Source organism: Ruegeria sp. AF2 (assembly GCF_056542025.1).
Map to the genome: position 1 here is coordinate 827,338 of NZ_JBQFZC010000001.1, position 26,156 is coordinate 853,493.

Consider the following 26,156-nt stretch of genomic DNA (forward strand, 5'->3'; position numbering starts at 1 on the left):
TCAGGGCAGGCTGAGCTTTGCCATCCGTCCGCCATCGATCGTGTAAATTTGACCGGTGACAAAACCCGCTTCCTCGGCTGCCAAGAAAGCGACCAGTGCGGCGACTTCTTTCGGGTCGCCGGTGCGGCCAACGGGATGAATGCGGGCGATATCCCGGCGGAATGCGCCGGGGTCGTTCATGCTCTCGATGAAATCGATGTTGAGGTCTGTGTCGATCCAGCCCGGTGCCACTGCATTGCAGCGAATGCCTTCTGCTCCGTGATCCACGGCAACCGCGCGGGTCAGCCCATGCAGCCCGGCCTTAGAGGCGCAGTAGGCGGCGTGGCCGGGGTTGCTGCCCAACCCCTCGACCGAGCCGATATTGACGATGCTGCCCTTGGTTTTGCGCAGATGTGGCAGTGCAGCCTGGATCAGCAGGAACGGGGCGGTCAGGTTGACCATGAGGTTGCGTTGCCAATCTTCAAGCGGCATGTCGTTGACGGAAGCCTCCTGCATCATGCCTGCATTGTTGATCAGTACGTCCAGCTGGCCCGCGCTGTCCACAACCAGCTTGATGATCTGCGCCGGGCTTTCCGGGTTGGCAAAATCCGCTGGGATAGAGGGGAACTCATCATCTTTACCGCGCTGCGCAGTGTAGACATTTGCCCCTTCTTCGCGCAGCCGCCGGGCGATGGCTTGTCCGATGCCACTGCGGCCACCGGTCACGAGCGCTGTTTTTCCTGCAAATCTTTTCATTGCACCGGCTTGCCCCCATTCACTTCGACCAGAGCACCACACATGTAGCGCGCCGAATCCGAGGCGAGAAAAAGGATCACTTCGGCTATATCTTCGGGTTCGGCGATACGCCCTAAAGGCACCGACTTCCCAAGCTCGGCAATCGCCGTATCAGGATCGAACCCACGTTTGGCAAAGCCCGAACGCAGCATCGGTGTGTTCACCTCGTTCGGGCAAACGGCGTTGATGCGGATGCCCTGATGGGCGTGATCGTGCCCCATGCATTGGGTGAGGCTGGCAATGCCCGCTTTGGTCATGCAGTACACCGCATGATCCGGGCCAGGTCGAAGGCCCCAGCACGAGGCAGTGTTCACAATAGCACCGCCACCCGCCGCCGCCATGATTGGAATCGCAGCGCGGCAGATACGGAAAGGGGCCTCGACATTCACTCCGACGGACAGGGCCCAGTCCTCATCGGATGTTTCAGTCACCGGGCCGCGGGTGATCACGCCTGCATTGTTGATCACGATATCAAGACCACCCAGCGCCTGATGCGCGGCCAAGGCCAGCCCGTCGCAATAGTCGGGATCGCGCAGATCGCCGGGCAGATGCGCCTCGGCTTCAAGGCTGCCCACATCGCGGTCAGCAATAGCCACACGCGCGCCTTCGGCCCGCAGCTGGCTGACGATGGCGGCCCCGATCCCGCCCGACGCCCCTGTGACGAGTGCGGTTTTTTTAGCGAACCTCATTCGTGTACCTCCCCGGGATTTAGTAGGACTGGTTCAGCTCATCCGCAGCCGGTATTTCACGCTCGCGCCGGGCGATGTAATCCAGCAGCTCTTCGTTCTTGGCGATATCGAGCGTTGGTTCCTGATACTCGGCCAGCAGCTTGCGGGCGTGTTTCAGGGCGCGTTCGGTGATTTCAACACAACCCTCAGCCTGCCATTGTTCGATCGAGTTGTTGTCGAACATATCCGGCATGAAGAATGCGCTCTGGAAATTGTCCTGCGTATGCGGATGCCCAAGGTAATGCCCGCCCGGACCGATATCACCGACTGCCGAAACGGCCTGATCGAAATCGCCCCATTTCGGGCCCTCGGCCATGCGATAGGCCATGGCGCATTGTTCTGCGTCAACGATGTACTTGGCGGTCGAGCAGTGCATCCCGGCCTCGTTCCAGCCCGCCGAATGCCAGATGTAGTTGGCGCCGGAATGGATCACGGCCTGCAGAGTGGTTGCGGATTCATAGCCTGCCTGCGCGTCGAACGTCTTGGCTCCGCCCAGAGTGTTTGAGGTACGCCAAGGCACTTCGTAATACCGGGCCATCTGTCCAATCATGAAGTTCATCAGACTGATCTCGGGCGTGCCTGCCATCGGTGCGCCGGATTTCATCGAGACGGTCGACAGGTAGTGCCCGTAGATCGCGGGCGCGCCCTTGCGGATCACCTGCGTATAGGCCAGCGCGCTGAGCGCCTCGGCATTCAGTTGCGCCACGGTCGCCGGAACGCTGGCAGGCGTATTGGCCCCGCCCAGAACGAAGGGCGAGCACAACACCGGCTGCTTTCGGCGACAGAAGGCGCGCATCGCGCCCAACATGGTTTCATCCCAGACCAGCGGCGAATTGCCGTTGCAATTGCCAGTGGTGACCGGGTGATCTTCAAGGAAATCCTCGCCGAACAGGATGGCGCACATCTCCATGACATCTTCGGCATTCTTGGGGCTGGTGGTCATGCCCATGAAGGTTTTGTCAGAGTGCTTCATTGACGAATAGGTAATCCGCAGATGCCGCTGACTGATCGGGTGATCATAGGGCTCCACGATGTGATGGGCCGAGGAATGCAGCGCGGGCAACATATGGCTGAGCTTGTGGAACATCGCCAGATCGTCCAGCGTCGGGTTGCGGCGCACATCTTCCAGATCGCGCAGGAAGGGCGCACCGGTCATCGGCACGAAGATCGAGTGTTTACCGCCCAGCCGCACGTTCTTTTTCGGATCGCGCGCGTGGTAGGTGAAATCTGACGGAATGGTCGCGATCAGCTCACGCACCAGACCGCGATCCAGATAGACGAGTTCGCCTTCGACCTTGGCACCAGCCTTCTTCCAGTCTTCCAGCGCGATGGGGTCACGGAACTGAACGCCTACGTTTTCCAGAATATCCATCGAGGCCGCATCAATGCGTTCAACCTGGGCGCCGTCCATCACTTCGCATAACGGAATGCCTCGGGTCAGGCCCGGCAACATCTCGAAGTTTGGAGCGGTGCGCATGGCGCGCCGGGCAGAGCGCCCTCCGGTACGTGTGGCTGTGGCAGTTCTGGTCATATGGTGCCTCCTTCCGGTTCAGAGTGGAACGGAAAGGGTGGGGTGCACATGCAGGAATGCGAAAGACTGTTGCGAAATGCGACGTTGGGGTTTCGTCAAATAAACGGCAACTCGAAGGAGGTTCACTAAAACATCTCAAACGCATCTTTGTGGGGGGGTGTGTTGGCATCACACAATGGCAGCGAGGCAGACGATCGGGCCAAAGAATTGCGGCCAAAAGTGACTAGTCCACCCGCAGACTGTAGTCTGATTAATGTATCGGCACCATTCGAGACGGGCTTAATCCATGTGGGAGCGGGGCATTAGGAACTCTCAGCAACCAAATCTGATCGTAAGGAGCGTGGCAAAAGCTGCCCTGTCTGTGCGGGTAAAACTGCTGATGGCGTTTTTGGGTATCACCTTGTTGCTTTTGGGATTGGCTCTTTTTGCGGTGTCGGCCTTGCAGCAATCGAACAGGCGTGTCGATGCGATGATCCATGATCAGGAGAGGATTGCATATTTCAACGAAATCCATTTGGCGCTGAGCGAGCTGAACCTGATGAACTTGTCCTTGGTCATCGATCAGACGCCCGGGGACGACTCGGACGAAATTTTTGCATTTTCAACCGGCAATTTCATCGGTCAGATCGAGAACCTGCAGCATCACATCGCGCAAGGGATACGTCGATTCCTGCAGGCGGGCAGCAAAGAGTCCCGAACCATTGATGAAATCCGCGCAGATTTGGGCGACATCAAAACCAAGGCCGCCGCCATGGTGCGGTTTCGAAGAGACGGAGACATGCAGAATCTCGCCGAATTGGGATTGGATCAGATTTTTCGCCAAGTTCGTTCACTGCAAAGCGATGCGTATAATCTTGTGCAGGCCGCCGAAGCAGAGATGCACGACCGGGCAAATAGGAACGCCGAAGTTTACCAGTCGACGCGCAAAATGGTTGTGGCGGCGGCAACAATTGCAATGGGGGCAGCCCTTTTTCTTGGCTACGCGATCTCTTCCTCGCTGATCTGGCCAATGCGCCGAATTGGTCAAACACTCAGCGTTGTCGCCGAAGGAGATTTCGCGACGCGAGTTAATGTCCCCAATCGCGACGAGCTTGGCAAATTGGCAAACGACGTGAATGCAACAAGTGCGCGTCTGGGTGATCTATATGAACAGGTAGAGACCCAGCGAGCCGAACTGGAAGCCGAATACGACCGGTCGGAAAAGTTGCTTTACAATCTGCTGCCGGAAGACATTGCGGTAAGATTGAAGCTTGAGCCAGACCGGACTATCGCTGACAGTTTGCCCAAGGTTGCAATACTTTTCGCTGATATCGTGGATTTCACGCCCCGTGCATCGAAACTGCCACCGGAAGATGTAGTCGGGTTTCTGAACAAGATCTTTCGCCTATTTGACGAACTGGCCGACAAACACGGATTGGAAAAGATCAAGACAATTGGTGATGCCTATATGGTCGCGGCAGGCATGCCGTCTCCGGTCGGCGACCCGGTGCATCGCGTCGCCGAGATGGCACTGGACGTGCAGCGGTCGGTTGCGGAAATGTCACCTGATTTTCCGGATGGGCTTCAAGTAAGAATCGGACTTCACGCAGGGCCTGCTGTCGCCGGTGTCATTGGAAACCAGAAGTTGTTCTATGATGTTTGGGGGGAAACGGTGAACACCGCCAGCCGGATGGAGAGCCACGGTGAACCGGGGAGGATCCAGGTAACGGGTGCCGCAAAAGAGGAGCTTGAAGCGGACTACGACTTCGAACCCCGAGGCGTGGTGGAGATAAAGGGATTGGGTGCTGTGAAAACGTGGTTCTTGATCGGTTCTAAAACCAAAAGCTGACCACTACGTCTCGACCTAATTAATCTGCCACTTCTACTTCAATGGACGGCCACCCGGCGGCGACCGCCCAATTTGGATCAGCCCAATTGAACCAGAGCGTGACGCTTCTTGCCCGCGCTCAGCTTGATCGGCGATGACAACGCGCCTGCGTCGATCATCAAGCCCGCATCTGTCAGCGGGGCATCGTCCAGTTTGGCGCCGTTTTCGGCGATCAGGCGCTTGGCCTCTTTGCCGGATTTGGCGAGGCCGGATTTGACGATCAGCTGGACGATGGACATGCCGTCACCCAGCTCTGATGCGCTGAGGGTCAGGGTCGGGAGGTCTCCGCCAACGCCGCCCTTTTCGAACACCTCGCGCGCGGTCGCCTCGGCGGTTGCAGCGGCTTCTGCACCGTGCAGCAGAGTTGTGACTTCGTTGGCGAGGCGGATTTTGGCCTCGTTGATTTCGGACCCTTGCAGCGCGGCCATGCGGTCGCATTCGTCCACAGGAAGCTCGGTGAAGATTTTCAAGAAACGGCCCACATCGGCGTCGGTCGTGTTGCGCCAGAACTGCCAGAACTCATAGGCGCTCAGCATGTCGCCGTTCAACCAAACCGCACCGCCCTGTGATTTGCCCATCTTGCGGCCATCGCTGGTGGTCAGCAGGGGGGTCGTAAGGCCATAGATCTCGTGATCCAGCACCCGGCGGGTTAGGTCGATGCCGTTGACGATGTTGCCCCATTGGTCCGAGCCGCCCATCTGCAGAACGCAGTTATATCGGCGGTTCAGTTCGAGGAAGTCATAGGCCTGCAGGATCATGTAGTTGAATTCGAGGAAGCTCAGCGACTGTTCACGATCCAACCGCGATTTCACCGATTCAAAGCTCAGCATCCGGTTGACCGAGAAATGCCGCCCGATATCGCGCAGGAAATCGAGGTAGTTCAGGCTGTCGAGCCATTCGGCATTGTTCAGCATCAGCGCGCCGGTTTCGCTGTCATCGTAAGACAGGTATTTCGAGAACACCTGTTTCATGCCAGCGATATTGGCGTCGATCTGTTCAGGGCCGAGCAAGGGCCGTTCGTCTGACCGGAACGAGGGATCGCCCACCTTGGTGGTACCACCGCCCATCAGGGTGATCGGTTTGTGCCCAGTCTTTTGCAGCCAGCGCAGCACCATGATGTTCATCAGGTGACCCACATGCAGAGACTGCGCCGTGGCGTCATAGCCGATATAAGCCGTCTGCACCCCAGAGATCAGCGCGTCGTCAAGGCCCTGATAATCGGTGCAGTCGGCGAGAAAGCCGCGCTCGATCATCGTGGCGATGAAATCCGATTTGGGGTGGTAGGTCATGACGCTCAACAGGCCCTGTGTTCTGGCCCTCTCTGCAAGGGCTGGTGTAAGTCTTAGGTCAGTAATTTCAAAACCAGACCCGCTTGGTTGCACGACGGTAGCTACATTCGTGCGATTGGCCTTCTAATTCCCTAAGTCTCGCAGAATGTCCAGTCATTGCAGAGCAAGTGCAGTCCGCACCGAAACCATCGTGCGGGTAAGTTTTGGGAAAGAAACATAAGGAAACAACGCATAGCGTAGCGCAGAATGTTACTTCAATCTTTGAAGCGCAGAAAATCCTGCCGGAGAACCTCTGCTTCTAGCGTTCAGCGTGTCCAGACAGAAGCGGTTTTTCATTCTTGATGTGGCGTTCAATCAATTGCTTTTGCAGCTTCGCGGACGGGATCGGGCAGGCGGGTCTGGGGGTAAACTCCAGTTCTTCGATCTCGGGAAAGATGCTCAGAATTTCTGTTCGCGCTTCTGCACTGATGGACTTGAGCACTTCCGGTCCGGTAAACAGGCTTTCCGATGGTGCGCCTTCGGCATAGATCACCTCGTGCTGCCCGAAAAGGAGATGAAAATACTCGACACTCCGGGCATCGTGATCGATGAAAATACCGGGCAGCGAAGTCAGATTAACGGCGGGTACCAGAACTTCGGAAGTCCTGAACATACGCTCGACGATCTTTGAAGACACTAGCATCCGGTGCTGCCGGGACACCACAAGATCACGCTGAGGCAAGCCGAGACCCAACGCTCCGGCGCTGATACGAACCGGGCGCAGTTTGGGGTTTGCGGCCAGTTCCGGGGCAGATATCGTACGGCGAAACACCCGCAGCAGGGTGGCAAATCCGGGCCCATCACCTGTGGGATCAAACACTTCGATCTCATCGCTGGCTTTCAGATCCTCGACCGCCTTATGGCCACCCCTTACCCGAATATTCGTGCCACTGGTGAAACAGGGAACAAAGTCGTCAACGGGCAGATTTACGACTGGACTGGCGAAGGCACCGTCACCCAGCGCCGTGATCGTCAGTGTTGTGTTGAGCGGGGGGACATCCCCCAAAAAGCCGATGAAGAACCCTTGCTCGGCTCCGCCGCCAAACGCGCCGTTGCCGCTGGAATCATAGTCGAAAACACCAATCGTATAGGTGTTGGTGCCATCCGTGACTATGTAATTGTAGTCCCAGGCAATTGCATTCCCCAGATAGGTTTGCGTGGGGTCGTCTGGGAATTCGTTGTTTACACCGTCTCCTTCGATGGTGTTGGGGTCAACACCATCAGTAATTTCGATCGTATTGTACGCGGAGATCTGAAATGTCGTTCCAACGCCGCCGAATTGGGCCTGGTTCGTGGTCAGAGTCGTGTCCGTCCGAAATGCACCGTATATGTTTGGCATAAACCCTGTTCAGGCCAATTCACTGCCGCTTTTTACTAAGCGGTATGAACCTACTCACCCGTCCTCAATTTGTTGTCTGTGCTTTGCTGCATATTAATATCTCATCTATAAGCATTGGTGCAACATTTGCGAATATCCGGGGTTTTGAGCCTGCGCTTTTATTGCACTGAACATCCCAAAGTACCTGCCATTATTCAGTCGCTTTGTTTCAATGAAAATCTGACGAAGCTGAGCTATATGGAATGATCGTAGGTGCTTCAGATCAAGTGGAACACTGAAACCGGCGACGGGCATTCTTGGGAGAGCTTGGCACCAGCTGTAGCGATCTGCGAACATGTGGTAATGGACTTTGTACAGCTCTTTCATGAGCACTCGGAACTGCGCTGCGTTTGGGAACGCCTTGTCGCCTTCATTCGCGGTCTCGTACCTTTCGGAACTCTGTAGCGGCGCACGGTACAGGCGGGGGAAGAGGCAAGGAAAAGGCACCTTTTCCAAGAAAAATGAAGCTCGCGCATGATGTGTCTTGCCTTGGCTTTGCATTACCGTGCAGGTTGTGCTCAGAACCCGGCGAAACGGGTGGAGAGACGCAATACGAGGTCGGCGTGGGCAGGGTCATCAGCAAATCGGGGGCGATCAGAGCGTTGGGGGCCATGTCGGGCACATCGCTGGACGGTGTGGACGCTGCGGTCGTTGAAACCGATGGGCAGCAGATATTCGGCTTTGGTCCCAGCGGGTATCGCGCTTATTCCGAAGAAGAGCGTGCCTCACTGCGCGCGGCGCTGGGGCTTTGGCATGGACCAAAGGTTGATATTTCGGCTGAATTGGTGACCCGGGCACATGCCGAGGTTCTTTCAGAGTTCGAAGAGGTCGATCTGATCGGCTTCCACGGTCAGACATTGGCACATGAGCCGCGTGGGCGTGGCACGTTGCAGGTGGGTGACGGGCTGGGTCTGTCGCAGGCTTTGGGGCTGCCGGTGGTCTGGGATTTTCGCAGCGATGATGTGGCGCTGGGCGGAGAGGGTGCGCCTCTGGCCCCGTTCTTTCATTTCGCCTGCGCCAAATGGATCGGGGCGGAAGAGCCGCTGTGTTTCCTCAATTTGGGCGGTGTTGGGAACCTGACCTATGTTGACCCGTCTTTTGACGGGCCTGAAGCGCCAGGGGCGTTGCTGGCTTTCGACACCGGACCTGCCAACGCGCCGGTTGACGATCTGATGCAGGCGCGGTTGGGGTTGCCGATGGATCGGGACGGCGCGCTGGCCCGAGAGGGTACGGTCGAGACCGGCGCACTGGAGCTGTTTCTGGCCGAGCCCTATTTCAACCGAATGCCGCCCAAATCGCTGGACCGGAATGATTTCTCGGAAATGATCGGTCTGGTGACCGAGCTGAGCGATGCGGATGCGGTGGCCACGTTGACCGGGATGAGCGCTGCGGGTGTGCTGCAGGGGATGGAGCATTGTCCCAAGCCGCCTGTGCGCATGCTGGTTACCGGTGGCGGACGTCACAACCCAGTGCTGATGGAAATGCTGCGCGTGTCGCTGGATTGCCCGGTCGAACCGGTTGAGGCGGTTGGGCTGGACGGAGACATGCTGGAAGCGCAGGCCTTTGCCTACCTTGCCGTGCGTGTGGCGCGGGGATTGCCGACCTCTTGCCCGGGTACCACCGGGGTAAGTGCGCTGGTCGGGGGCGGTGTCGTGTCGTCTCCGGCGAGGGGTGTCGTGGTGAGCGGGTAGGGGGCTCTGCCCCCGTCGCTGCGCGACTCCCCCGAGGTATTTTTGGCCAGATGAAGAGGCGGATCTAGCGATTTAGGGCGCGGGCGTAATCCAGGGTGAATTCGGTGTAGCCGTCCGAGGTGGATTGCAGGTGTGCCTGGGTCCAGCGGTGGAAGGCTGGAAGGTGGTGGAAAGGCACGTTTGGAAAGGCGTGGTGTTCCGCGTGGTAGGGCATGTTCCAGGCCAGAAATCGGATCATTCGATTGGTAAAGGTGGTACGGGAGTTTTCGAGCATATTTGCCACCGGCGGGCAGAGGCCGTGTTCAGCCAGCAGGTATAGGCGCAGGAAAGGCTGGCCGATAAGGGCGGGCAGAAGCCAGAGCCAGAACAACAAGGGGCTGAAGAACAGGCTGAGTGCGGCCAGGGCATATAGTGTAGATAATATTCGGGCTTCGGTTCGTATGGCGCGGTGCTGGCGGGTTGGCAGGTAAGCGGCGTCAATCCTGCCGCGCGCGTTGTCGGTCAACACACGGGCCATACCCGTCCAATATGGCCAGCCGCTGAGATAGATCGCAAGGCTGCGCCAGTTTTCGGGGCGGGGTTTGCCGCCAAGTTCCGGGTCTTTGGTCGGGTGGTTTGTCCATTTGTGATGGGCAAGGTGAAAGTAGCGAAACCATGTGAACGGCAGGCAGATGGGAATTGAGACAAGGTGCCCAACCGCTTCGTTGATCCAAGGGGTTTTGAACGGCGTCTTGTGGGTGCATTCGTGGCTGAGCGTAAAGAGGAAAACCAGCAATAGGCCTTGCGGCAGGAGCAATAGTGGCCAGAGGGGAACCTGTAGGATGATACCGGTGCTGGTTGCTGTCAAAGCGCCGAAATAGATCGCTAGATGTCTGAGACCTGCCATGTCTGACCGCTGTTGCAGCCTGTCCTTGGTCTCGGGCGGGATCGCGGCGATCAGGGCGCGGTGGTCCATGGAATTACACTCTTGGAATATCAAAGCCGGGTGGCGCGAGTTCAAATCCGTCAAAATCAAATCCCGGTGAAACAGTGCAACTGACCAGCGTGTAGTCTCCACTGCTGCGCGCCGCCTGCCAATGGCCCTTGGGTACAATAAGCTGCGGTGCGCCTTGGGTCAGATCAGGTGTGAGGGTGTGGTCTTTGGCAGGGCCTGTATCGGAGGCGCTGAGCGAGAGGATCAGCGGAGCGCCGGAATGGTAGAGCCAGATCTCGGTCGCATCTACCTTGTGCCAGTGGCTGCGCTCACCCTCTGCCAGTAGGAAGTAGATGCAAGTGCCGGTGGCACGTCCGGGATTGTCGGCGCGCCAGGTCTCTTTGAACCAGCCGCCTTCGGGGTGCTGCTGCAGGTTCAGGTGTTGGATGATGTCTTGCGCGGTCATGGAAGCCTCGGGTCTGTTTGTGGGATTATGCACGCACGCGCACGATCTGCTATGGCAATTGTGTATGCAGAGCATATGTTTGCCGCATGACTTTGACGATCCCGTTTGACAACAGCTATGTTCGCCTGCCGGACACCTTCTTTGCGCGGCAGGGGCCTGTGCCTGTGCGTGCACCGAAGCTTGTTGCCTTCAACAGTGATCTGGCGCGACTGTTGCGGATTGCGCCGGGCGACGTAGAAGAGATGGCGCAGGCTTTTGCGGGCAATACTGTGCCCGAAGGGGCCGAGCCGCTGGCGCAGTTATATTCCGGGCATCAGTTTGGCACCTATAACCCTCAACTAGGAGATGGGCGCGCGGTTTTGTTAGGTGAGACGGTCGGAACCGACGGGATTCGGCGGGATATTCAATTGAAGGGCTCAGGGCAGACACCTTTCTCGCGCCAGGGAGATGGACGTGCCTGGCTGGGGCCGGTTTTGCGCGAATATGTGGTTTCCGAGGCGATGCATGCGCTGGGCATTCCCACCACGCGCGCCTTGGCAGCGGTTGAAACCGGAGAGATCGTGCTGCGCGAGGGTCCGATGCCCGGGGCGGTACTGACACGTGTGGCGCAGAGCCATTTGCGGGTGGGCACGTTTCAGGTGTTTGCAGCGCGAGGGCAGATAGAGAGCCTGCAACGGCTGACTGAATATGCCGTTCAGCGCCACTATCCTGAGGCGGACGGGGCTATGGGTTTGTTGCGCGCGGTTCGGGATGCGCAGGCCGGGTTGATCGCTCGATGGATGAGCGTGGGTTTCATTCACGGGGTCATGAATACTGACAACAGCTCGATCGCCGGTGAGACGATCGATTATGGCCCATGTGCGTTCATGGACAGCTATCACCCGAATACAGTCTATAGCTCGATCGACCGGATGGGGCGGTATGCCTACTCGAACCAGCCTGAGATTGCGGTTTGGAATCTGGCGCAGCTGGCAACGGCCCTAATTCAGCAGTTTGAGGACAAGGACGCAGCTGTCGAAGAGGCCACCGAAATTGTCCATGCCATGCCTGCGTTGATGCAGGCACATTGGCTGGAACATTTCAGGGCCAAGATCGGATTGGTTCGGGCAGAGGAGGGGGATCTTGAAATGATCTCGGACCTGTTGACGCGGATGGCGCAGAATCAGGCGGATTTCTCAAACACGTTCCGCGCGCTGGGCAGCGACCGCGCGCGAGACCATTTTGCCGACCCGGCGGCTTTTGACGAATGGGCAAAGGGGTGGCAGGAACGCTTGGCGCGTGAGGATGCGCCTTCGGACGTGATGGATGCGGCCAATCCGGCCTTCATTCCACGCAATCATCGGGTGGAGCAGATGATTCAGGCTGCGGTGCAGGGCGATTACGCACCGTTCAATCGGCTGAATGAAGTGCTGTCACGGCCGTATGAGGATCAACCAGAATCAGCTGACCTGATGCGCCCTCCGGCGAAGAACGAGGTCGTACACGCGACATTCTGCGGTACGTAACAAAGAGACGGTTTCTTATGAAGAAACCGAGCCTGAAACTTTTGAAGTTTCAGGTTTCGAGGCTATCGGGGCGTGTCTGCAAAGGGTTCGGCGATCACCTGACACGCATCTTCATAGACAACGTAGCCGATCCGGTCTGATCGCAGAGTATCGATCTGATATCCGTTTTCTTTGAGCAGTGCGACCATCTCATACGACTTGCCCAAAACCTCATTGGCTTCGGGTTTGAACCAGCTGAGGCCTTTGGTGTTGCGTTGAAAGGCGCCTTTAGATTTTGTCCTGTTGAAACGATAGGGGATTTCAAGGTTTTCCCGGAACCAAGCCAGTAGCGCCTCAATTCGATCGAATGTGTATTTATCCAGAGCGGTGGTGTCGCGCAGGTCGTAGGCAGCGCAGAAGAACCCCTGACGCGCGTCCATATCTTCTATCTTGATCGGGTGGACAAACCTTATGAACATGATCGTGAAGGTGGCCGAGAGGCTGCGCGGGCTCAAGGCCGTTTTGCACAAATGTTAGCGGAGCAAGCGGCGCGTTGCCATTCAGCGCTGGGTTCGGCTTGCACTTGTCCGACCAGTTGGCGATCTTGGGTTAAATCAGTTTAAGTGTGCCGATGACCTACCGCTCGACCTTGCGCCTTGCCAGTTACAACATTCAGAAATGCGTGGGCCTCGATTTCCGGCGGCAGCCGCAACGGATATTGCAGGTCATCGAAAGCATGCAGGCCGATATCGTTGTTTTGCAGGAGGCGGACAAACGATTGCCGCCCCGTCCTGCCGCTTTGCCACATTTCATGCTGGATGAGGCCGGGTGGCAGATCGTGGACTTGGGCGGTGCCGGTAGTCTTGGTTGGCATGGCAACGCGGTGATCTGGCGTGGGGACGCCATTCAGGTGCGTCAGGCAGGTCATCATGATTTGCCGGGTCTGGAGCCCCGCGGCGCCGTGCGGGTCGAGTTTGATACGCAGATCGGGCCTTTGCGGGTGATGGGGATGCATCTTGGGCTTTTGCCGGCGTCGCGACGCCAACAGATCAGTCATATCCGTCGATGTGATTCTGATCTGGAACACATGCCCACCGTCTGGGCCGGGGATTTCAACGAATGGTCACGCCAGCCGGTTCTTGATCATTTGGCCCCGGACATGCAGTTTCTGCCACCGGTTCCTAGTTTTCCTGCCGCGCAGCCGTTGGGGGCACTGGACAGAATCGCGGTGGGTCAGGGGCTTGAGGCTGCACTGCACGGGGTGCATGATGCGCGGCCCGCGCATATCGCCTCGGATCATTTGCCGGTCTGGGCCGATCTGCGACGCATCGCCTGACCGCAAAATCGTCTGTGGCGCAGGGCGCGTAGACATATTAAGACAGAACACCGAACAGTCCCGGGGGTCACCATGTCCGACACGATTATCGAACGTTGCGAAGCCAAGGGCCTGCGCATGACCGGCCAGCGGCGGACCATTGCACAGGTCTTGCAGCAAAGCGAAGATCACCCGGATGTAGAAGAGCTTTATGCCCGTGCTTCAGCCGAAGATGCGGGAATTTCGATCGCGACAGTCTATCGTACCGTGAAGTTGTTCGAAGAGGCCGGGATACTTGAGCGGCTGGAGTTCGGCGACGGGCGCGCGCGATACGAAGATGCAGAGCGTGATCACCACGACCACCTGATCGACATGCAGTCAGGCGAGGTGATCGAGTTTGTCGACCCTGAGATAGAAGCGCTGCAAGAAAAGATTGCGGCCAAGCTTGGCTACAGGCTGAAAGGCCATCGCCTTGAATTGTACGGCGTACCGTTAGAAAAAGACTGACACATCACAAAAATCGATCGGTCGGTGAACGCGATTTCATCGAACATGTCGTAATACTGCTTGCGACGTCGCAAAGGTTGCGGTTTTGCTGCCGGAAAGGTCCGCCTGTCAGCGGCCTGTTCCAATGGAAACGCGCATGAACAACGTAAACGGCATTTTGCTGATCATCGGCTCGATGGCGGCCTTCGCGCTTGAGGACATGTTCATCAAGCATCTCTCGGTCAGTGTGTCGACCGGGCAGATCATGATCGCATTGGGTCTGATCTGCGGGGCTGTGTTCACGCTTATGTCTATGGCAACACGCAAACGCATCTTCGACCCGGTCGCGTGGCAACCTTTGCCGCTGATCCGTGCCGGGACCGAAGCCTTTGGTGCACTCAGCTTCGTGACCGCGCTGTCACTTGTTGATCTGTCGACTGTGGCGGCGGTTTTTCAGGCGATGCCACTATTCGTCACGATGGGGGCAGCACTGTTTCTGGGTGAGCAGGTCGGTTGGCGCCGTTGGAGCGCCATCGGGATCGGCTTTGTCGGCGTCTTGATGATCATCCGCCCCGGGTTCGAGGGATTCCAGCCGGAATCATTGTTTGTTTTGGTATCGGTCGTTGCGATCGCGGCACGTGATCTGATCACACGCAGGTTGGATGTTCGTGTGGCCTCGTCGGTCGTCGCATTGCAGGCCTATATCGGAGTGGCGCTGGCTGGTGCGGCCCTTATGGTGTTCACAGCACAGCCCGTTGTGCCGCTGCAAGCTGCGCAGATCGGGCCTTATCTGGGTGCCATTGGGTTCGGCGTATTGGGCTATTACGGTATCGTAACCGCGATGCGGATTGGCGAAGCCTCAGCGCTGACGCCGTTTCGGTATACCCGGTTGGTGTTCTCGATCACGGCCGGGATGCTGATGTTTGGCGAACGCCCCGACAGCATGACGTTGGCCGGTGCCGGTCTGATTATCGGATCAGGTCTGTATACTTTCATTCGAGAACGCCAGCTGGCGCGGGCATTGGCAGTGGCCTAAGCGCCCGCGACCTGTTGGCGCAAACAGCAAACTGTTAGCCCTAAAGGCTGAAAAATATAAGTGTTAGCGATAACGGAAACGGTTTACTTTTCGTCGGGTGCTGCTATGAGGCATACAATCGTTGCCATATTGGGACCCGTATCATGAGCACCATCATCGACATCCACGCACGCGAAATTCTGGACAGCCGGGGCAACCCGACTGTCGAAGTGGACGTGATCCTGGAAGACGGCACCATGGGCCGCGCCGCAGTACCTTCGGGGGCGTCTACGGGTGCTTATGAGGCGGTTGAAAAGCGGGACGGCGACAAATCCCGTTACATGGGCAAAGGCGTGCTGGAAGCGGTCGCTGCGGTGAACGGAGAAATCGCAGAAGAGCTGGTCGGCTTTGACGCGACCGAGCAGGTGGCCATCGATCAGGCGATGATTGAACTCGACGGGACCGAGAACAAAGGCCGTCTGGGTGCCAACGCCATTCTGGGTGTCTCGCTGGCGACCGCAAAGGCGGCGGCGGATTTCACCACCCAGCCTCTGTATCGCTATGTCGGCGGTACGTCGGCCCGTGTTCTGCCCGTTCCGATGATGAACATCATCAACGGAGGTGAGCACGCGGATAACCCGATCGACATTCAGGAATTCATGATCATGCCGACCTCGGCCGCGAATATCCGCGAAGCCGTGCGCATGGGGTCGGAGGTGTTCCATACGCTCAAGCGCGAACTGTCGGCTGCCGGACTGGCCACCGGAGTGGGGGACGAAGGTGGTTTTGCCCCTAACATCGCTTCGACCCGTGAGGCACTGGATTTCATCCTGCAGGCGGTCGAAAAAGCGGGCTACAAACCCGGCGAAGAGATCCATCTGGCGCTGGACTGCGCCGCCACTGAATACTACCGCGACGGAAAATATGTTCTGTCGGGTGAAAACATCTCGCTGACCTCAGAGGAAAACGCAGAGTATCTGGCGACATTGGTCAAAGATTACCCAATTATCTCGATCGAAGACGGTATGTCCGAGGACGATTGGGATGGCTGGAAAGCGCTGACTGATGCCATCGGCAACGAAGTACAACTGGTCGGCGACGACCTGTTCGTAACCAACCCAGAGCGTCTGGCCGAGGGAATCGATCGTGGCTGTGCCAACTCGATGCTGGTCAAGGTGAACCAGATTGGATCACTGACCGAAACTCTGCGCGCCGTCGATATGGCCCACCGTGCACGGTATACCAACGTGATGTCGCATCGCTCGGGCGAGACCGAAGATGCCACCATTGCCGATTTGGCTGTGGCGACCAACTGCGGGCAGATCAAAACCGGCTCGTTGGCGCGGTCGGACCGGTTGGCCAAATACAACCAGCTGATCCGCATCGAGGAATCGCTGGGTGAGGTCGCAGAATACGCCGGCGCGTCGATCCTGAAGCGCTGAGTTTGGCGTACTTGGTAAAACCAGATCAGGCCCCGGTAGAACGCCGGGGCCATTTTTTTCTTTGAGTCATTACCGATCCGTCTAAGCTGGGCATCGAAGGCCAACATGGGAGAGGGCGATTTATGACAACATTCAAACGCATCGTTGGCGCTGGGGCGCTATTGATCTTGCCTCAGCTTGCAGGGGCTGATCGTCCGCCTCAGGCAGTGTGCCAGAAAATGGTGGAAGGCGATCCCAGCGGGCAGGTCACGATGGAGGAATGCCTGTGCACCTATAACGTCGCCAACACGGTTTTGGACGATGACATCAAAGAATTATTGTTCGAGTCCTGGTACACCGGTGAGAACATAACTGAACAGTTGAATGCGCTGCCCAAACCCAAACGCGTGCCCCGGCAGTTCAAGACCATGGAGCAGACGTTCAATAAGAACTGCCGCTGATCGTTGAGCTAAACAAACATAAATGTCGTTATGTGTGAACTTGTTCCTATTGCGGCGCTGTGACTCCCGATAGTCTGCAAGCATCGCAGAAAGGGGGACGATATGTCTGCTTCAAAGGTCTTTCTCGTAATTTCAATGCTTTGCGCGGGGATGCTGGCCGCATGTTCAGAGCCTGGGACCTATCCGATCACAGGGATGCAGGTTTCGCAGGATGATCCTGTGCAGGAAATGGCAAATCCGGCGGTAATCTTCCGGGGGGAATCGCGCTAAAGCGATTTGCTCATCAGCATGTAGCGATCGCGCGGTTTAAAACCTGACCGCAGATATAGTTTCTGCGCGGTTTCGTTGGTTCGATCGACCTCAAGATGCAGGGCGGTCAGACCGGCCTCGGCCAGCGCCTTGGGGAGATCATGCAGCACTTCGGTGGCGATACCGCGTCCGCGGACGGCGGGGCGGATGTAAATCTCATCTACAAAGGCATCCATGCCACCAAACTCGACCGACCAACCGAAGGTGAGGATGACATAGCCCAGCGGTGCGCGGCCCGGACCGATCAGATATATGCACCCATGGGGTATTCCATCCAGCAGAGGGGCCAGCGCGTTGCGACGTTTCTCGTCATCCTGCGCGATGCCGGATTCCGAGTGAAACGCTGCGACCAGCGCCATCAGTCGGTCCAGATCGTCGGGGCGGGCAAGGCGGAGTGCGGCGGTCATAGGCGGGCAAGTCTTTCTGTGAGCAGGTCGAAGAAACCTTGGGCATCCACGTCTCCCATGAACATGGCGTTTGGTGCGCGATCAGTGACCCTCCACCAGTCGGCCACTGTCATGCCCAATGTCAATTCAGATTGGGTTTCGATCTCAACATTGATGTGGCGGCCCGAGAACAACTCGGGTCGGATCAGATAGGCGGTGACGCAGGGGTCGTGCAGCGGTGCGCCCTCCGATCCGTATTTTTCCTTGTCGAAACGTTCGAAGAAATCGGTCATTTCTGCGACCGCATGACCAACCTTGCTGTCCAATGCCCGGAATGCATCGTTGCGATGGGGCGTGACCAGCGCGTCGTGGGTGACATCCAGCGGCATGACTACGATGTGAATGCCGGATTTAAACACGATTTCAGCAGCTTCCGGATCGACATAAATGTTGAATTCGGCTGCTGGTGTGATGTTTCCAACCTCGAAATAGGCGCCGCCCATCAATACGATCTCTTGCACCCGGTCGATGATATCGGGCGCATTCTGGAACGCAGTGGCGATGTTGGTCAGCGGCCCCAGAGGGCAGAGCGTCACAGTGCCGGGCTCATGTGCGCGTAGGGTATCGATGATAAAATCGACCGCGTGACCCTCGGCCAGGAGCATTTCGGGATCTGGCAAAACAGGGCCGTCGAGCCCTGTTTTGCCATGCACATGCTCGGCGGTGACGAGCGGGCGTTTCAGGGGGCGATCGCATCCGGCGTAGACGGGGATATCGGTGTGACCTGCCAACTCGCACACGATGCGGGCGTTTTTGGCGGTCAGCTCCAAAGGCACGTTTCCAGCGACGGCGGTGATACCCAGAACCTCGATCTCTTCGGGGCTGGCAAGCGCCAGAAGAATGGCGACGGCGTCGTCCTGTCCGGGATCGGTGTCGATTATGATCTTGCGGGGCATTGTGGTCTCCGGGGCCGTGAAGGGCGGACACTCGCAAGTGTCGCGGGGCTTGTCCAGCGGTTTCAGGCCTCGCGTGCGGCATCCACCGGCGGGAGTTTGCCGTTGGCGCGGTGTTCCTCGATTTTCACCTCGTCCCACAGCGCGTCCATTTCGGCCAGATCACTTTGGGTGGGCGTTTTTCCGCGTTCGGCCAGCCGGGCTTCGACCTTCTCAAAACGACGAGTAAACTTGGCGTTTGTGCGGCGCAGGGCGGCTTCGGGTTCGATGCCTAAGTGGCGGCCGAGGTTGACAATCACGAACAGCAGATCGCCGAATTCATCCTCGAGCGCGTCGGCATCCATGCTGTCGCGCGCCTCTTCCAGCTCAGCGGCTTCCTCGGTGATCTTGGCGAGCACATGGCTGGCGTCAGGCCAGTCGAACCCTACGCGCGCGGCACGTTTCTGCAGCTTATGTGCGCGTAGCAAGGCGGGCAGGTTCGCGGCGACACCGTCTAGTGCACCTTTTTGTTCTTTGCCCGCGCGTTCGGCGGCTTTGATGGTTTCCCAGTCCTTTGTCTGTTGATCCGCCGACTTGTCTCGGGACTCATCACCGAAGACGTGTGGGTGACGGGTAACCATCTTGTCCGACATGGTGCGCACCACGTCCTGAAAGGTAAAATGCCCAGCCTCTTCAGCCATTTGCGCGTGGAAGACGGATTGGAACAGCAGGTCGCCCAGCTCTCCCTTCAATTCGTCATAAGCCTCGCGTTCGATGGCATCGGCGACTTCATAGGCTTCTTCGATCGTATAGGGCGCGATGGTCGAAAAATCCTGTTCGATATCCCACGGGCAGCCGGATTGAGGGTCGCGTAAGCGGCGCATGATTTCCAGCAGGCGGTCTATGCCAGCGTCCGTATCGTGGATCAGAGGATTTTCGGCCATTGCGAACCCTTTCGTTCCGGTGTCAGATGCATCCATCCCGCAGTCATGATCAGGAGTCCACCCCAGATGCCCGTCGTCAACCGAATTGCCGATTACGCCGCTGATATGGCCAAGTGGCGCCAGCACCTTCACACCATCCCCGAATTGGAATTCGAATGCTATGAGACCGCCGCCTATGTGGCCGAGCGTCTGCGCGAGTTTGGGGTAGATGAACTGCATGAGGGAATCGCCAAAACCGGCATGGTCGCGATCATCAACGGGCAGGGCGAGGGACCGACTATTGGTCTGCGCGCTGACATGGATGCTCTGCCGATTACCGAGGAGACGGGCGTGGACTACGCCTCGAAAAACCCCGGTAAGATGCATGCCTGCGGTCATGACGGGCACACAACCATGCTGCTGGGTGCTGCGCGCTATCTGGCCGAAACGCGGAATTTCGCGGGCCGCGTTGCGCTGATCTTTCAGCCTGCCGAGGAAGAGGGCGGCGGCGCGGGCGTGATGGTTGAAGAAGGCATCATGGATCGGTTCAATATCTCTCAGGTTTACGGCATCCATAACACTCCGGGTCGGCCCGAAGGGCTGTTCGAAACCACGCCGGGGCCGCTGATGGCCGCAGTAGATACGTTTGAGATCCATATTCAGGGCGTGGGCGGCCACGGGGCAATGCCGCATGAGACGCGCGACCCAGTGATGGCAGCTTGCGGGATGGCGCAGGCGATCCAAACTATCGTCAGCCGCAACCACTATGCGCTGGACGATCTGGTGGTGTCGGTGACGCAGATACACACCGGAACAGTGAATAACGTGATACCTGATACCGCTTATCTGAACGGCACCGTTCGCACCTTTGATCCGGCCGTGCAAAGGATGGTCAAAGAGAGAATGGCGCAGATCGTGGCGGGGCAGGCGGCCTCGTACGGTGTTGAAGCCAAACTGGACTATCAGGAGGGTTATCCCGCCACTATCAACGACGCCGACAAGGCGGCATTCGCGGCTGAAGTGGCGCGGGATGTATCCGGCGCGGAACGCGTGAAAGATGATGCTGGGCGTGAGATGGGGGCAGAGGATTTTTCCTACATGCTGCAGGCCCGACCCGGTGCTTACCTGTTCATGGGGCAAGGAGATGGCGCGGGGCTGCACCATCCGAAATACAACTTCAATGACGACGTCGCGCCGATCGGAGCGTCCTTCTTCGCACGGATCGTCGAAAAGGCACAGCCGTTGGGCTGACAGGGAAAAGACATGGCACTGGAAGATGCAAAGAACCAGGTGGATGAGGCATTCACCAACCCCGATCTTAAGGGGCTGTCCTATGAAAACACCTTTGGCGGCGCGACTTCATTCCTGCGGCGGCTTTATACCAAAGACCTGACTGGTGCGGATATTGCTGTAACCGGCGTGCCTTTCGATCAGGCGGTGACAAACCGCCCCGGAACCCGGCTTGGCCCTCGCGCGATCCGTGAGGCGAGCGCGCTGCAATCGCCGGATGCGCCTTATGGCTGGCCTTTTGATGCTCTGAGTGAGCTGGCCATCGTGGATTATGGCGACATGGCCTATGACTACGCCAATATCCCGGCCTTTCCCGACACGCTGACCGACCACATTCGGACCATTCTGAAGGCCGATGTCGCTTCGGTCACGCTGGGCGGGGATCATTATATCAGCTTCCCGATCCTCAAAGCTTATGCCGAGAAATATGGGCCGATGTCGCTGCTGCAATTTGATGCGCATACGGACACCTGGGCCGATGACGACATGTCCCGCGTGGATCACGGGACGATGTTCTACAAGGCAGTGAAATCGGGGTTGGTTGATCCGAAACGCTCGGTTCAGGTGGGCATTCGCACTACAAACGAAGACACGTTGGGCGTCAACATCATCGACGCGCGCGAGGTTTACGAATCCGGCCCAGCCGCCGTGGCGCAGAAGATCAGGGGTATTCTGGGCGACAGCCCCGTGTACCTGAGCTTCGACATCGACGGTCTGGATCCTGCTTTTGCGCCCGGTACTGGTACGCCGGTCTGGGGTGGGCTGAGTTCGATTCAGGCGCAAATCATCCTGCGCGACATTGCCGGGATCAACCTCAAAGGTGGCGACGTGGTCGAGGTTTCTCCGCCGTATGACACCTCTGGTGCGACGGCGATTGCGGGGGCTCATGTGGCAACACAGATCATTTGCCTTTTGGGGTGGAACAAGCTGGTGAAGCCTTAACCTTTGGTTAGGCATAATCCCGGTATCTGCTTGGTGAGGCACCGGATCGGAGACATTACATGACCCAATACAACCAACCGATTGGCGGCAATGATCTGGCACGGTTTTCGGGGCCGAACACGTTTATGCGGTTGCCACAGGCGTCGTCGCTGGACGGGCTGGATGTGGCGATCCTGGGGGTTCCGATGGATATCGGCACTTCGTGGCGGTCGGGCACACGGTTCGGACCCAAGCAGATTCGCAGCGAAAGTGCGATGATCCGGCCCTATAACATGGCCAATGGCGCGGCACCGTTCGACCATTTGCAGATCGCAGATATCGGCGATCTGGCGATCAACACTTTCTCGCTTGCCGATAGTCTTAGGGTCATCAAGGAAAGCTATGACGGCATTCTGGCGCAAGGTGTCATCCCGGTGGCGATGGGTGGGGATCACTCGATCACTTTGCCGATCCTGCGGGCGATGGCAGCCAAGCACGGGCCTGTGGCTCTGGTGCACGTGGACGCCCATGCCGACGTGAATGATGAGATGTTCGGTGAAAAGGAAACCCACGGCACTGTCTTCCGCCGCGCCTATGAGGAAGGGCTGATTGTCCCTGACAAGACCTTTCAGATCGGCATTCGAGGTTCGGGTTACGCCGCCAGCGACTTTACCGAGGCACAGGGTTGGGGGTTCCGTCAGTACCCGGCGTGGGAGCTGTGGCAACAGAACCTGACCGAAATCGGCTCTTTGATCCGTAAAACGGTTGACGATCACCCGGTCTATATCACCTACGATATCGACAGCCTTGACCCGGCTTATGCACCCGGAACGGGCACGCCCGAGATCGCAGGTCTGACCACTCCGCAGGCGCTGCAGTTAATCCATGCGCTGGCGGACATGAACGTGGTGGGCTGCGATCTGGTCGAAGTAACTCCACCCTATGATCCGTCGGGCAATACGGCACTGACCGCAGCCAATCTACTGTTCGAGATGCTGTGCATTCTGCCCGGAGTGACGTCACGATAGGGGTGCGACGCCATCCTCTGACCGAGTAAGCAGGGCATAGCGGGAATGAATGGGCAGATGAAAATGGTGCTGTGGCTGTTGATTGCGGTGGGCCTTGCAATGGGTGCCTATATCAGACTTGCGCCTTCAGATCCTGTGCGCTGGCATGTGGCCCCTGAAGACGCGGAACGAGACCTGAAGGGTGGTGTCGTTCGGGTCGTCGAAACCGGTCCTGATGGGCTGGCGCGTCTCGACAAAATTGCGCGCGCAACACCACGCACCAGTGTGCTGGCCGGATCTCTAGAAGAGGGCATGATCACCTATATCACCCGTACCAAGGTGTTCGGGTTTCCCGACTACACCACCGTGCAGCAAGACGGCGATACGCTGCGTATCTATGCCAGATTAAGATTTGGCCGGAAAGATTTCGGCGTTAATCGGGACCGGGTCACCCAATGGCTTGCTTTGCTGCAACCCTGACGACAAACAGCCCTCTTGCACCTCGCGCCACATGGGCACGTTCAGCGACATCTGGCATTGGGCCATGAACATGCGGCCGTCGACCTGCAGGCATATCATCTCTCCCAACTCGATGCGGGTGCCGGATTTGTCGGTGCAATAGCAGTCTTGCACTTTGCCTCCGGGGCCAACAACATCGGCCATTCCGGGCGTCGCAATGAGTGTCAGGGCTAAGATCAGTCGCTTCATGGCCCAAGCCTAGCACAAGGCAGGGCCTTGACCAAAGCCTCTGGATGATAGACACCGCGCGGATGATCCCCGAAGAACGCCTTGAACAGATAACTCAGCGATTCCAATACCTCGAAGCGGCCATGGCGGATGGTGCCTCGGGCGGGGATATTGCAGCTTTGGCAAAGGAATATTCCGACCTCAAGCCGGTGGTCGATCAGATCATGGCGTGGCGTCAGCTGGTTTCAGATCTGGCCGAGGCCGAGGCGATGCTGTCCGACCCGGACATGAAAGAGCTGGCCGAAGAGGAAATTCCAGAACTGCAGGCGCGTATCCCCGAGGCGGAGCATGCCTTGCAGCTGGCGCTGTTGCCCAAAGACGCGGCTGATGCGCGCCCGGCAATGCTGGAAATACGCCCCGGCACCGGCGGGGATGAGGCCGCGCTGTTCGCCGGAGACCTGCTGCGCATGTATCAACGCTATGCCGAAGCGCGGGGCTGGCAGTTCGAGATCATCGAGGAACAAGCGTCTGATCTTGGTGGGATCAAAGAGGTGGTGGCACACATCAAGGGCGACAATGTCTTTGCGCGGATGAAGTACGAATCCGGCGTGCATCGCGTGCAACGCGTGCCCGAAACCGAAAGCGGTGGGCGCATTCATACCTCGGCGGCGACGGTGGCGGTTTTGCCAGAGGCCGAGGATGTGGACATTCAGATCGATGCCAATGACATCCGAATTGACACGATGCGCAGCTCGGGCGCGGGGGGGCAGCACGTGAACACGACGGATTCGGCCGTGCGGATTACCCACTTGCCCAGCGGTATCGTGGTGACCAGTTCCGAGAAATCCCAGCACCGAAACCGTGAGATAGCGATGCAGGTGCTGAAAACGCGCCTTTATGATCTTGAACGGCAGCGGATCGACAGCGAACGCTCGGCGGATCGCGCCAGTCAGGTCGGTTCAGGTGACCGGTCGGAACGGATTAGGACGTATAACTTCCCGCAAGGCCGCATGACGGATCACCGCATCAACCTGACGCTTTATAAGCTGGATCAGGTGATGCAGGGCGATCTTGATGAGGTGATCGACGCGCTGACCGCAGATGATCAGGCTCGGCTTCTGGCCGAAATGGCGCAATGATTGCGGCGCTGACAGCCGCGCAGGCCATGGTCGCTGCAACCGCACGTTTGCGCGCAGCCGGTGTGCCTGATCCAGCGCGGGATGCGCGGGTGCTGCTGGCGCATGCGGCGCGGATCGAGGCCAGCCGGGTGACGCTGATCGCGCCCGAGGAGCTGCCGGTGGATATCGCGGAACGCTACGATCAATTGATCTCGCTAAGGGCCATCCGAGTGCCGGTATCGCATCTGCTGGGCGAGCGTGAATTCTATGGTCGGCGGTTTCGGGTCAGTCGCGATGTGCTGGACCCGCGCCCGGAGACCGAGGCATTGATCGAGGCGGCGCTGAGCGAGCCGTTTGATCATGTACTCGATTTGGGTGTGGGCTCGGGCTGTATCCTGATCACCTTGCTGGCCGAGCGGGCGAGTGCCTCGGGCGTCGGCGCCGACCTCAGCGAAGCTGCCTGTCTGCAGGCCAGCGCCAATGCAGTACAGCATCAGGTGCAGGCGCGCGTCGAGATTCGGCAATCTGACTGGTTCGAAAACATTGAAGGTCAGTTCGATCTGATTGTTTCGAATCCGCCCTATATTTCAGCGGACGAGATGCACGCGCTTTCCCCTGAAGTGCGCGAGCATGAGCCGCGCATGGCGCTGACGGATGAGGGCGACGGTCTGGATGCCTATCGCCGTATTGCGGCGTCGGCTCCGGATTATCTGATGCCCGGCGGGCGTATCTTGGTTGAAATTGGCCCGACACAGGGCGCTTATGTTTCTGCCCTTTTTGATGCCGCTGGTTTGACCGGCGTAAAGGTGATCCCCGATCTGGACAGGCGTGATCGTGTTGTGGGGGCCAGAATGCCGCCTTCTAAGCGAAACTGAGGCCGAAAAATGCCGATTGATGTAAAAAAGCTGCGACATTTTCGAGAATCCCCTTGTCTGAACGCTCAGGACATGTTTACTCAGGATTAGTCGGCGAGGTTGACGCTGTTTCAGCGCACCCCTGACGCCAAGCCCAAAAAGTCGATAGCGCGTAACGGCACAAGCCACTGAGCAGCGTTAGATACGGGTTGATCGACAGTGAATTGATAAGGCTGACGTAAAGTAAGATGAGATCTTCCAAATCCCGCTCGCGGGCCAAGAACAACCGCAATCGTCCTTCTGGCGGAAACGTCGTAAACCGGGTTTTTGACAGCTCGGGCCCCGAAGGCAAGGTGCGTGGCACACCGCAGCAGATCATTGACAAATACAACCAATTGGCGCGCGACGCTCAGCTGTCGAATGACCGCGTGGCAGCTGAGAACTTTCAGCAACACGCCGAGCACTATCTGCGCATGCTAAGCGAAGCGCAGCGCGAGATCGAAGCGCGCCGCGAAGAGCAAGAGCGTCAGAACCGCGAACGGCAGGCCGAGCGTGATCGTGAACGCGCCGAGCGTCAGGAACGCGAAGCAGCCCGTCAGGCCGATCCGGCCGAGGCTCCGCAGCCGGACGTTGTGGATTTCGGGAATGAGGCGGCTGCGCCCGATACAGGGCTGGTCGAGACGCCGGAAAGCAAGGATGCCGAGCAACCCGAAGCGACCGAGCGTAAGGAAAAGCCGCGCCGCCCGCGCACCCGGAAGCCAAAGGCTGCCACCCCTGCGGCTGAGGATGCACCCGCTGACAAGGGCGACGCACCCGAGGCAGCTGAATAAGCGCTTTTTGATCATGAATTGAATGAAAACCCCGGGCAAAG

The 26,156-nt window shown here is 58.1% G+C and carries 28 protein-coding genes; 16 read left to right on the forward strand and 12 right to left on the reverse strand.

Annotation, left to right across the window (positions count from 1 at the left end; all coding sequences use genetic code 11):
* From ACR0NM_RS04065 to ACR0NM_RS04075, 3 genes are read right to left on the reverse strand one after another with little or no spacing between them, the layout of a single operon-like run.
* Positions 1-735: an SDR family NAD(P)-dependent oxidoreductase gene (locus ACR0NM_RS04065; protein WP_480613341.1), complete on the reverse strand. Its 735-nt coding sequence runs from the start codon at positions 733-735 to the stop codon at positions 1-3.
* Positions 732-1,463, reverse strand: coding sequence for an SDR family NAD(P)-dependent oxidoreductase (locus ACR0NM_RS04070; RefSeq protein WP_480613343.1), 732 nt, complete (start codon positions 1,461-1,463; stop codon positions 732-734). Before ACR0NM_RS04070 ends, ACR0NM_RS04065 begins: the two co-directional genes overlap by 4 nt.
* A 19-nt stretch (positions 1,464-1,482) precedes the next feature.
* A complete protein-coding gene (locus tag ACR0NM_RS04075; RefSeq protein ID WP_480613345.1) occupies positions 1,483-3,033 on the reverse strand; it encodes a trimethylamine methyltransferase family protein in 1,551 nt (516 codons plus the stop codon).
* A gap of 340 nt (positions 3,034-3,373) precedes the next feature.
* On the opposite strand from ACR0NM_RS04075, the gene ACR0NM_RS04080 reads away from it, so the two are divergent.
* Positions 3,374-4,861: an adenylate/guanylate cyclase domain-containing protein gene (locus ACR0NM_RS04080; protein ID WP_480613347.1), complete on the forward strand. Its 1,488-nt coding sequence runs from the start codon at positions 3,374-3,376 to the stop codon at positions 4,859-4,861.
* A 77-nt stretch (positions 4,862-4,938) separates the two neighbouring features.
* Here the strand turns inward: ACR0NM_RS04080 and tyrS are convergent, their stop codons facing one another.
* Complete coding sequence (tyrS, locus tag ACR0NM_RS04085; RefSeq protein ID WP_170595380.1) at positions 4,939-6,189, reverse strand: tyrosine--tRNA ligase; 1,251 nt, start codon at positions 6,187-6,189, stop codon at positions 4,939-4,941.
* Between the two features lie 298 nt (positions 6,190-6,487).
* Entirely contained in the window at positions 6,488-7,567 is a 1,080-nt protein-coding gene (locus tag ACR0NM_RS04090; protein ID WP_480613349.1) for a Hint domain-containing protein, read from the reverse strand.
* Positions 7,568-8,217: 650 nt separating this feature from the next.
* On the opposite strand from ACR0NM_RS04090, the gene ACR0NM_RS04095 reads away from it, so the two are divergent.
* A complete protein-coding gene (locus ACR0NM_RS04095) occupies positions 8,218-9,297 on the forward strand; it encodes an anhydro-N-acetylmuramic acid kinase (protein WP_480613919.1) in 1,080 nt (359 codons plus the stop codon).
* A gap of 64 nt (positions 9,298-9,361) precedes the next feature.
* Here ACR0NM_RS04095 and ACR0NM_RS04100 read toward each other — a convergent pair whose 3' ends face one another.
* Positions 9,362-10,252, reverse strand: a complete 891-nt coding sequence (locus ACR0NM_RS04100) for a fatty acid desaturase (protein WP_480613351.1) — start codon at positions 10,250-10,252, stop codon at positions 9,362-9,364.
* Positions 10,253-10,256: 4 nt separating this feature from the next.
* Complete coding sequence (locus ACR0NM_RS04105) at positions 10,257-10,676, reverse strand: cupin domain-containing protein (RefSeq protein ID WP_170626825.1); 420 nt, start codon at positions 10,674-10,676, stop codon at positions 10,257-10,259.
* Positions 10,677-10,762: 86 nt separating this feature from the next.
* Between ACR0NM_RS04105 and ACR0NM_RS04110 the strand changes: the two genes are divergently transcribed.
* Positions 10,763-12,181 carry a protein adenylyltransferase SelO gene (locus ACR0NM_RS04110; protein WP_480613353.1) on the forward strand — a complete coding sequence of 473 codons (1,419 nt, stop codon included), beginning with the start codon at positions 10,763-10,765 and terminating at the stop codon, positions 12,179-12,181.
* A 62-nt stretch (positions 12,182-12,243) separates the two neighbouring features.
* Here the strand turns inward: ACR0NM_RS04110 and ACR0NM_RS04115 are convergent, their stop codons facing one another.
* Positions 12,244-12,675 (reverse strand): hypothetical protein, encoded by a 432-nt coding sequence (locus ACR0NM_RS04115; protein WP_480503309.1) that lies wholly within the window; start codon positions 12,673-12,675, stop codon positions 12,244-12,246.
* A 116-nt stretch (positions 12,676-12,791) separates the two neighbouring features.
* Between ACR0NM_RS04115 and ACR0NM_RS04120 the strand changes: the two genes are divergently transcribed.
* The 6 genes from ACR0NM_RS04120 to ACR0NM_RS04145 all read left to right on the forward strand — a co-directional run bounded on the left by ACR0NM_RS04120 (position 12,792) and on the right by ACR0NM_RS04145 (position 17,128).
* Entirely contained in the window at positions 12,792-13,496 is a 705-nt protein-coding gene (locus ACR0NM_RS04120; protein ID WP_170406281.1) for an endonuclease/exonuclease/phosphatase family protein, read from the forward strand.
* Positions 13,497-13,568: 72 nt separating this feature from the next.
* A complete protein-coding gene (locus tag ACR0NM_RS04125; protein ID WP_480613356.1) occupies positions 13,569-13,982 on the forward strand; it encodes a Fur family transcriptional regulator in 414 nt (137 codons plus the stop codon).
* A 136-nt stretch (positions 13,983-14,118) separates the two neighbouring features.
* The gene (locus ACR0NM_RS04130; RefSeq protein ID WP_170422062.1) at positions 14,119-14,997 is read left to right on the forward strand and encodes a DMT family transporter; all 879 of its coding nucleotides are present in this window, start codon (positions 14,119-14,121) and stop codon (positions 14,995-14,997) included.
* A 143-nt stretch (positions 14,998-15,140) separates the two neighbouring features.
* The gene (gene eno, locus ACR0NM_RS04135; protein WP_170406273.1) at positions 15,141-16,418 is read left to right on the forward strand and encodes a phosphopyruvate hydratase; all 1,278 of its coding nucleotides are present in this window, start codon (positions 15,141-15,143) and stop codon (positions 16,416-16,418) included.
* Positions 16,419-16,540: 122 nt separating this feature from the next.
* A complete protein-coding gene (locus tag ACR0NM_RS04140; RefSeq protein WP_170422059.1) occupies positions 16,541-16,858 on the forward strand; it encodes a hypothetical protein in 318 nt (105 codons plus the stop codon).
* A 102-nt stretch (positions 16,859-16,960) separates the two neighbouring features.
* Positions 16,961-17,128 carry a hypothetical protein gene (locus ACR0NM_RS04145; protein WP_170396730.1) on the forward strand — a complete coding sequence of 56 codons (168 nt, stop codon included), beginning with the start codon at positions 16,961-16,963 and terminating at the stop codon, positions 17,126-17,128.
* Here the strand turns inward: ACR0NM_RS04145 and ACR0NM_RS04150 are convergent.
* The 3 genes from ACR0NM_RS04150 to mazG form a co-directional block, all read right to left on the reverse strand.
* Positions 17,125-17,574 (reverse strand): GNAT family N-acetyltransferase, encoded by a 450-nt coding sequence (locus ACR0NM_RS04150; RefSeq protein ID WP_170422057.1) that lies wholly within the window; start codon positions 17,572-17,574, stop codon positions 17,125-17,127. The two genes, ACR0NM_RS04145 and ACR0NM_RS04150, sit on opposite strands and share 4 nt — an antisense overlap.
* Positions 17,571-18,509 (reverse strand): nucleoside hydrolase, encoded by a 939-nt coding sequence (locus ACR0NM_RS04155; protein WP_480613358.1) that lies wholly within the window; start codon positions 18,507-18,509, stop codon positions 17,571-17,573. The genes ACR0NM_RS04150 and ACR0NM_RS04155 overlap by 4 nt, the downstream gene beginning before the upstream one ends.
* Before the next feature lie 62 nt (positions 18,510-18,571).
* Positions 18,572-19,429, reverse strand: a complete 858-nt coding sequence (gene mazG, locus ACR0NM_RS04160) for a nucleoside triphosphate pyrophosphohydrolase (protein WP_480613921.1) — start codon at positions 19,427-19,429, stop codon at positions 18,572-18,574.
* Positions 19,430-19,495: 66 nt separating this feature from the next.
* Here mazG and ACR0NM_RS04165 point away from each other — a divergent pair, with 66 nt between their 5' ends.
* The 4 genes from ACR0NM_RS04165 to ACR0NM_RS04180 are packed head-to-tail and all read left to right on the forward strand — an operon-like array spanning position 19,496 to position 23,106.
* Positions 19,496-20,659, forward strand: coding sequence for a M20 aminoacylase family protein (locus ACR0NM_RS04165; RefSeq protein ID WP_170422051.1), 1,164 nt, complete (start codon positions 19,496-19,498; stop codon positions 20,657-20,659).
* A gap of 12 nt (positions 20,660-20,671) precedes the next feature.
* A complete protein-coding gene (gene speB / locus ACR0NM_RS04170) occupies positions 20,672-21,640 on the forward strand; it encodes an agmatinase (RefSeq protein ID WP_170406255.1) in 969 nt (322 codons plus the stop codon).
* 59 nt (positions 21,641-21,699) lie between these two features.
* Complete coding sequence (gene speB, locus ACR0NM_RS04175; protein WP_170406251.1) at positions 21,700-22,647, forward strand: agmatinase; 948 nt, start codon at positions 21,700-21,702, stop codon at positions 22,645-22,647.
* 45 nt (positions 22,648-22,692) lie between these two features.
* The gene (locus tag ACR0NM_RS04180) at positions 22,693-23,106 is read left to right on the forward strand and encodes a DUF1499 domain-containing protein (protein ID WP_480438606.1); all 414 of its coding nucleotides are present in this window, start codon (positions 22,693-22,695) and stop codon (positions 23,104-23,106) included.
* On the opposite strand, the gene ACR0NM_RS04185 is transcribed toward ACR0NM_RS04180, so the two are convergent.
* Positions 23,032-23,334 carry a hypothetical protein gene (locus ACR0NM_RS04185; protein ID WP_170406248.1) on the reverse strand — a complete coding sequence of 101 codons (303 nt, stop codon included), beginning with the start codon at positions 23,332-23,334 and terminating at the stop codon, positions 23,032-23,034. The genes ACR0NM_RS04180 and ACR0NM_RS04185 overlap by 75 nt on opposite strands.
* A 62-nt stretch (positions 23,335-23,396) precedes the next feature.
* Between ACR0NM_RS04185 and prfA the strand changes: the two genes are divergently transcribed.
* The 3 genes from prfA to ACR0NM_RS04200 all read left to right on the forward strand — a co-directional run bounded on the left by prfA (position 23,397) and on the right by ACR0NM_RS04200 (position 26,115).
* The gene (gene prfA, locus ACR0NM_RS04190; protein ID WP_170396981.1) at positions 23,397-24,452 is read left to right on the forward strand and encodes a peptide chain release factor 1; all 1,056 of its coding nucleotides are present in this window, start codon (positions 23,397-23,399) and stop codon (positions 24,450-24,452) included.
* Positions 24,449-25,306 carry a peptide chain release factor N(5)-glutamine methyltransferase gene (gene prmC, locus ACR0NM_RS04195; protein ID WP_170610984.1) on the forward strand — a complete coding sequence of 286 codons (858 nt, stop codon included), beginning with the start codon at positions 24,449-24,451 and terminating at the stop codon, positions 25,304-25,306. The genes prfA and prmC overlap by 4 nt, the downstream gene beginning before the upstream one ends.
* Before the next feature lie 227 nt (positions 25,307-25,533).
* Positions 25,534-26,115 (forward strand): DUF4167 domain-containing protein, encoded by a 582-nt coding sequence (locus ACR0NM_RS04200; protein WP_170396747.1) that lies wholly within the window; start codon positions 25,534-25,536, stop codon positions 26,113-26,115.
* Positions 26,116-26,156 lie beyond the last annotated feature (41 nt).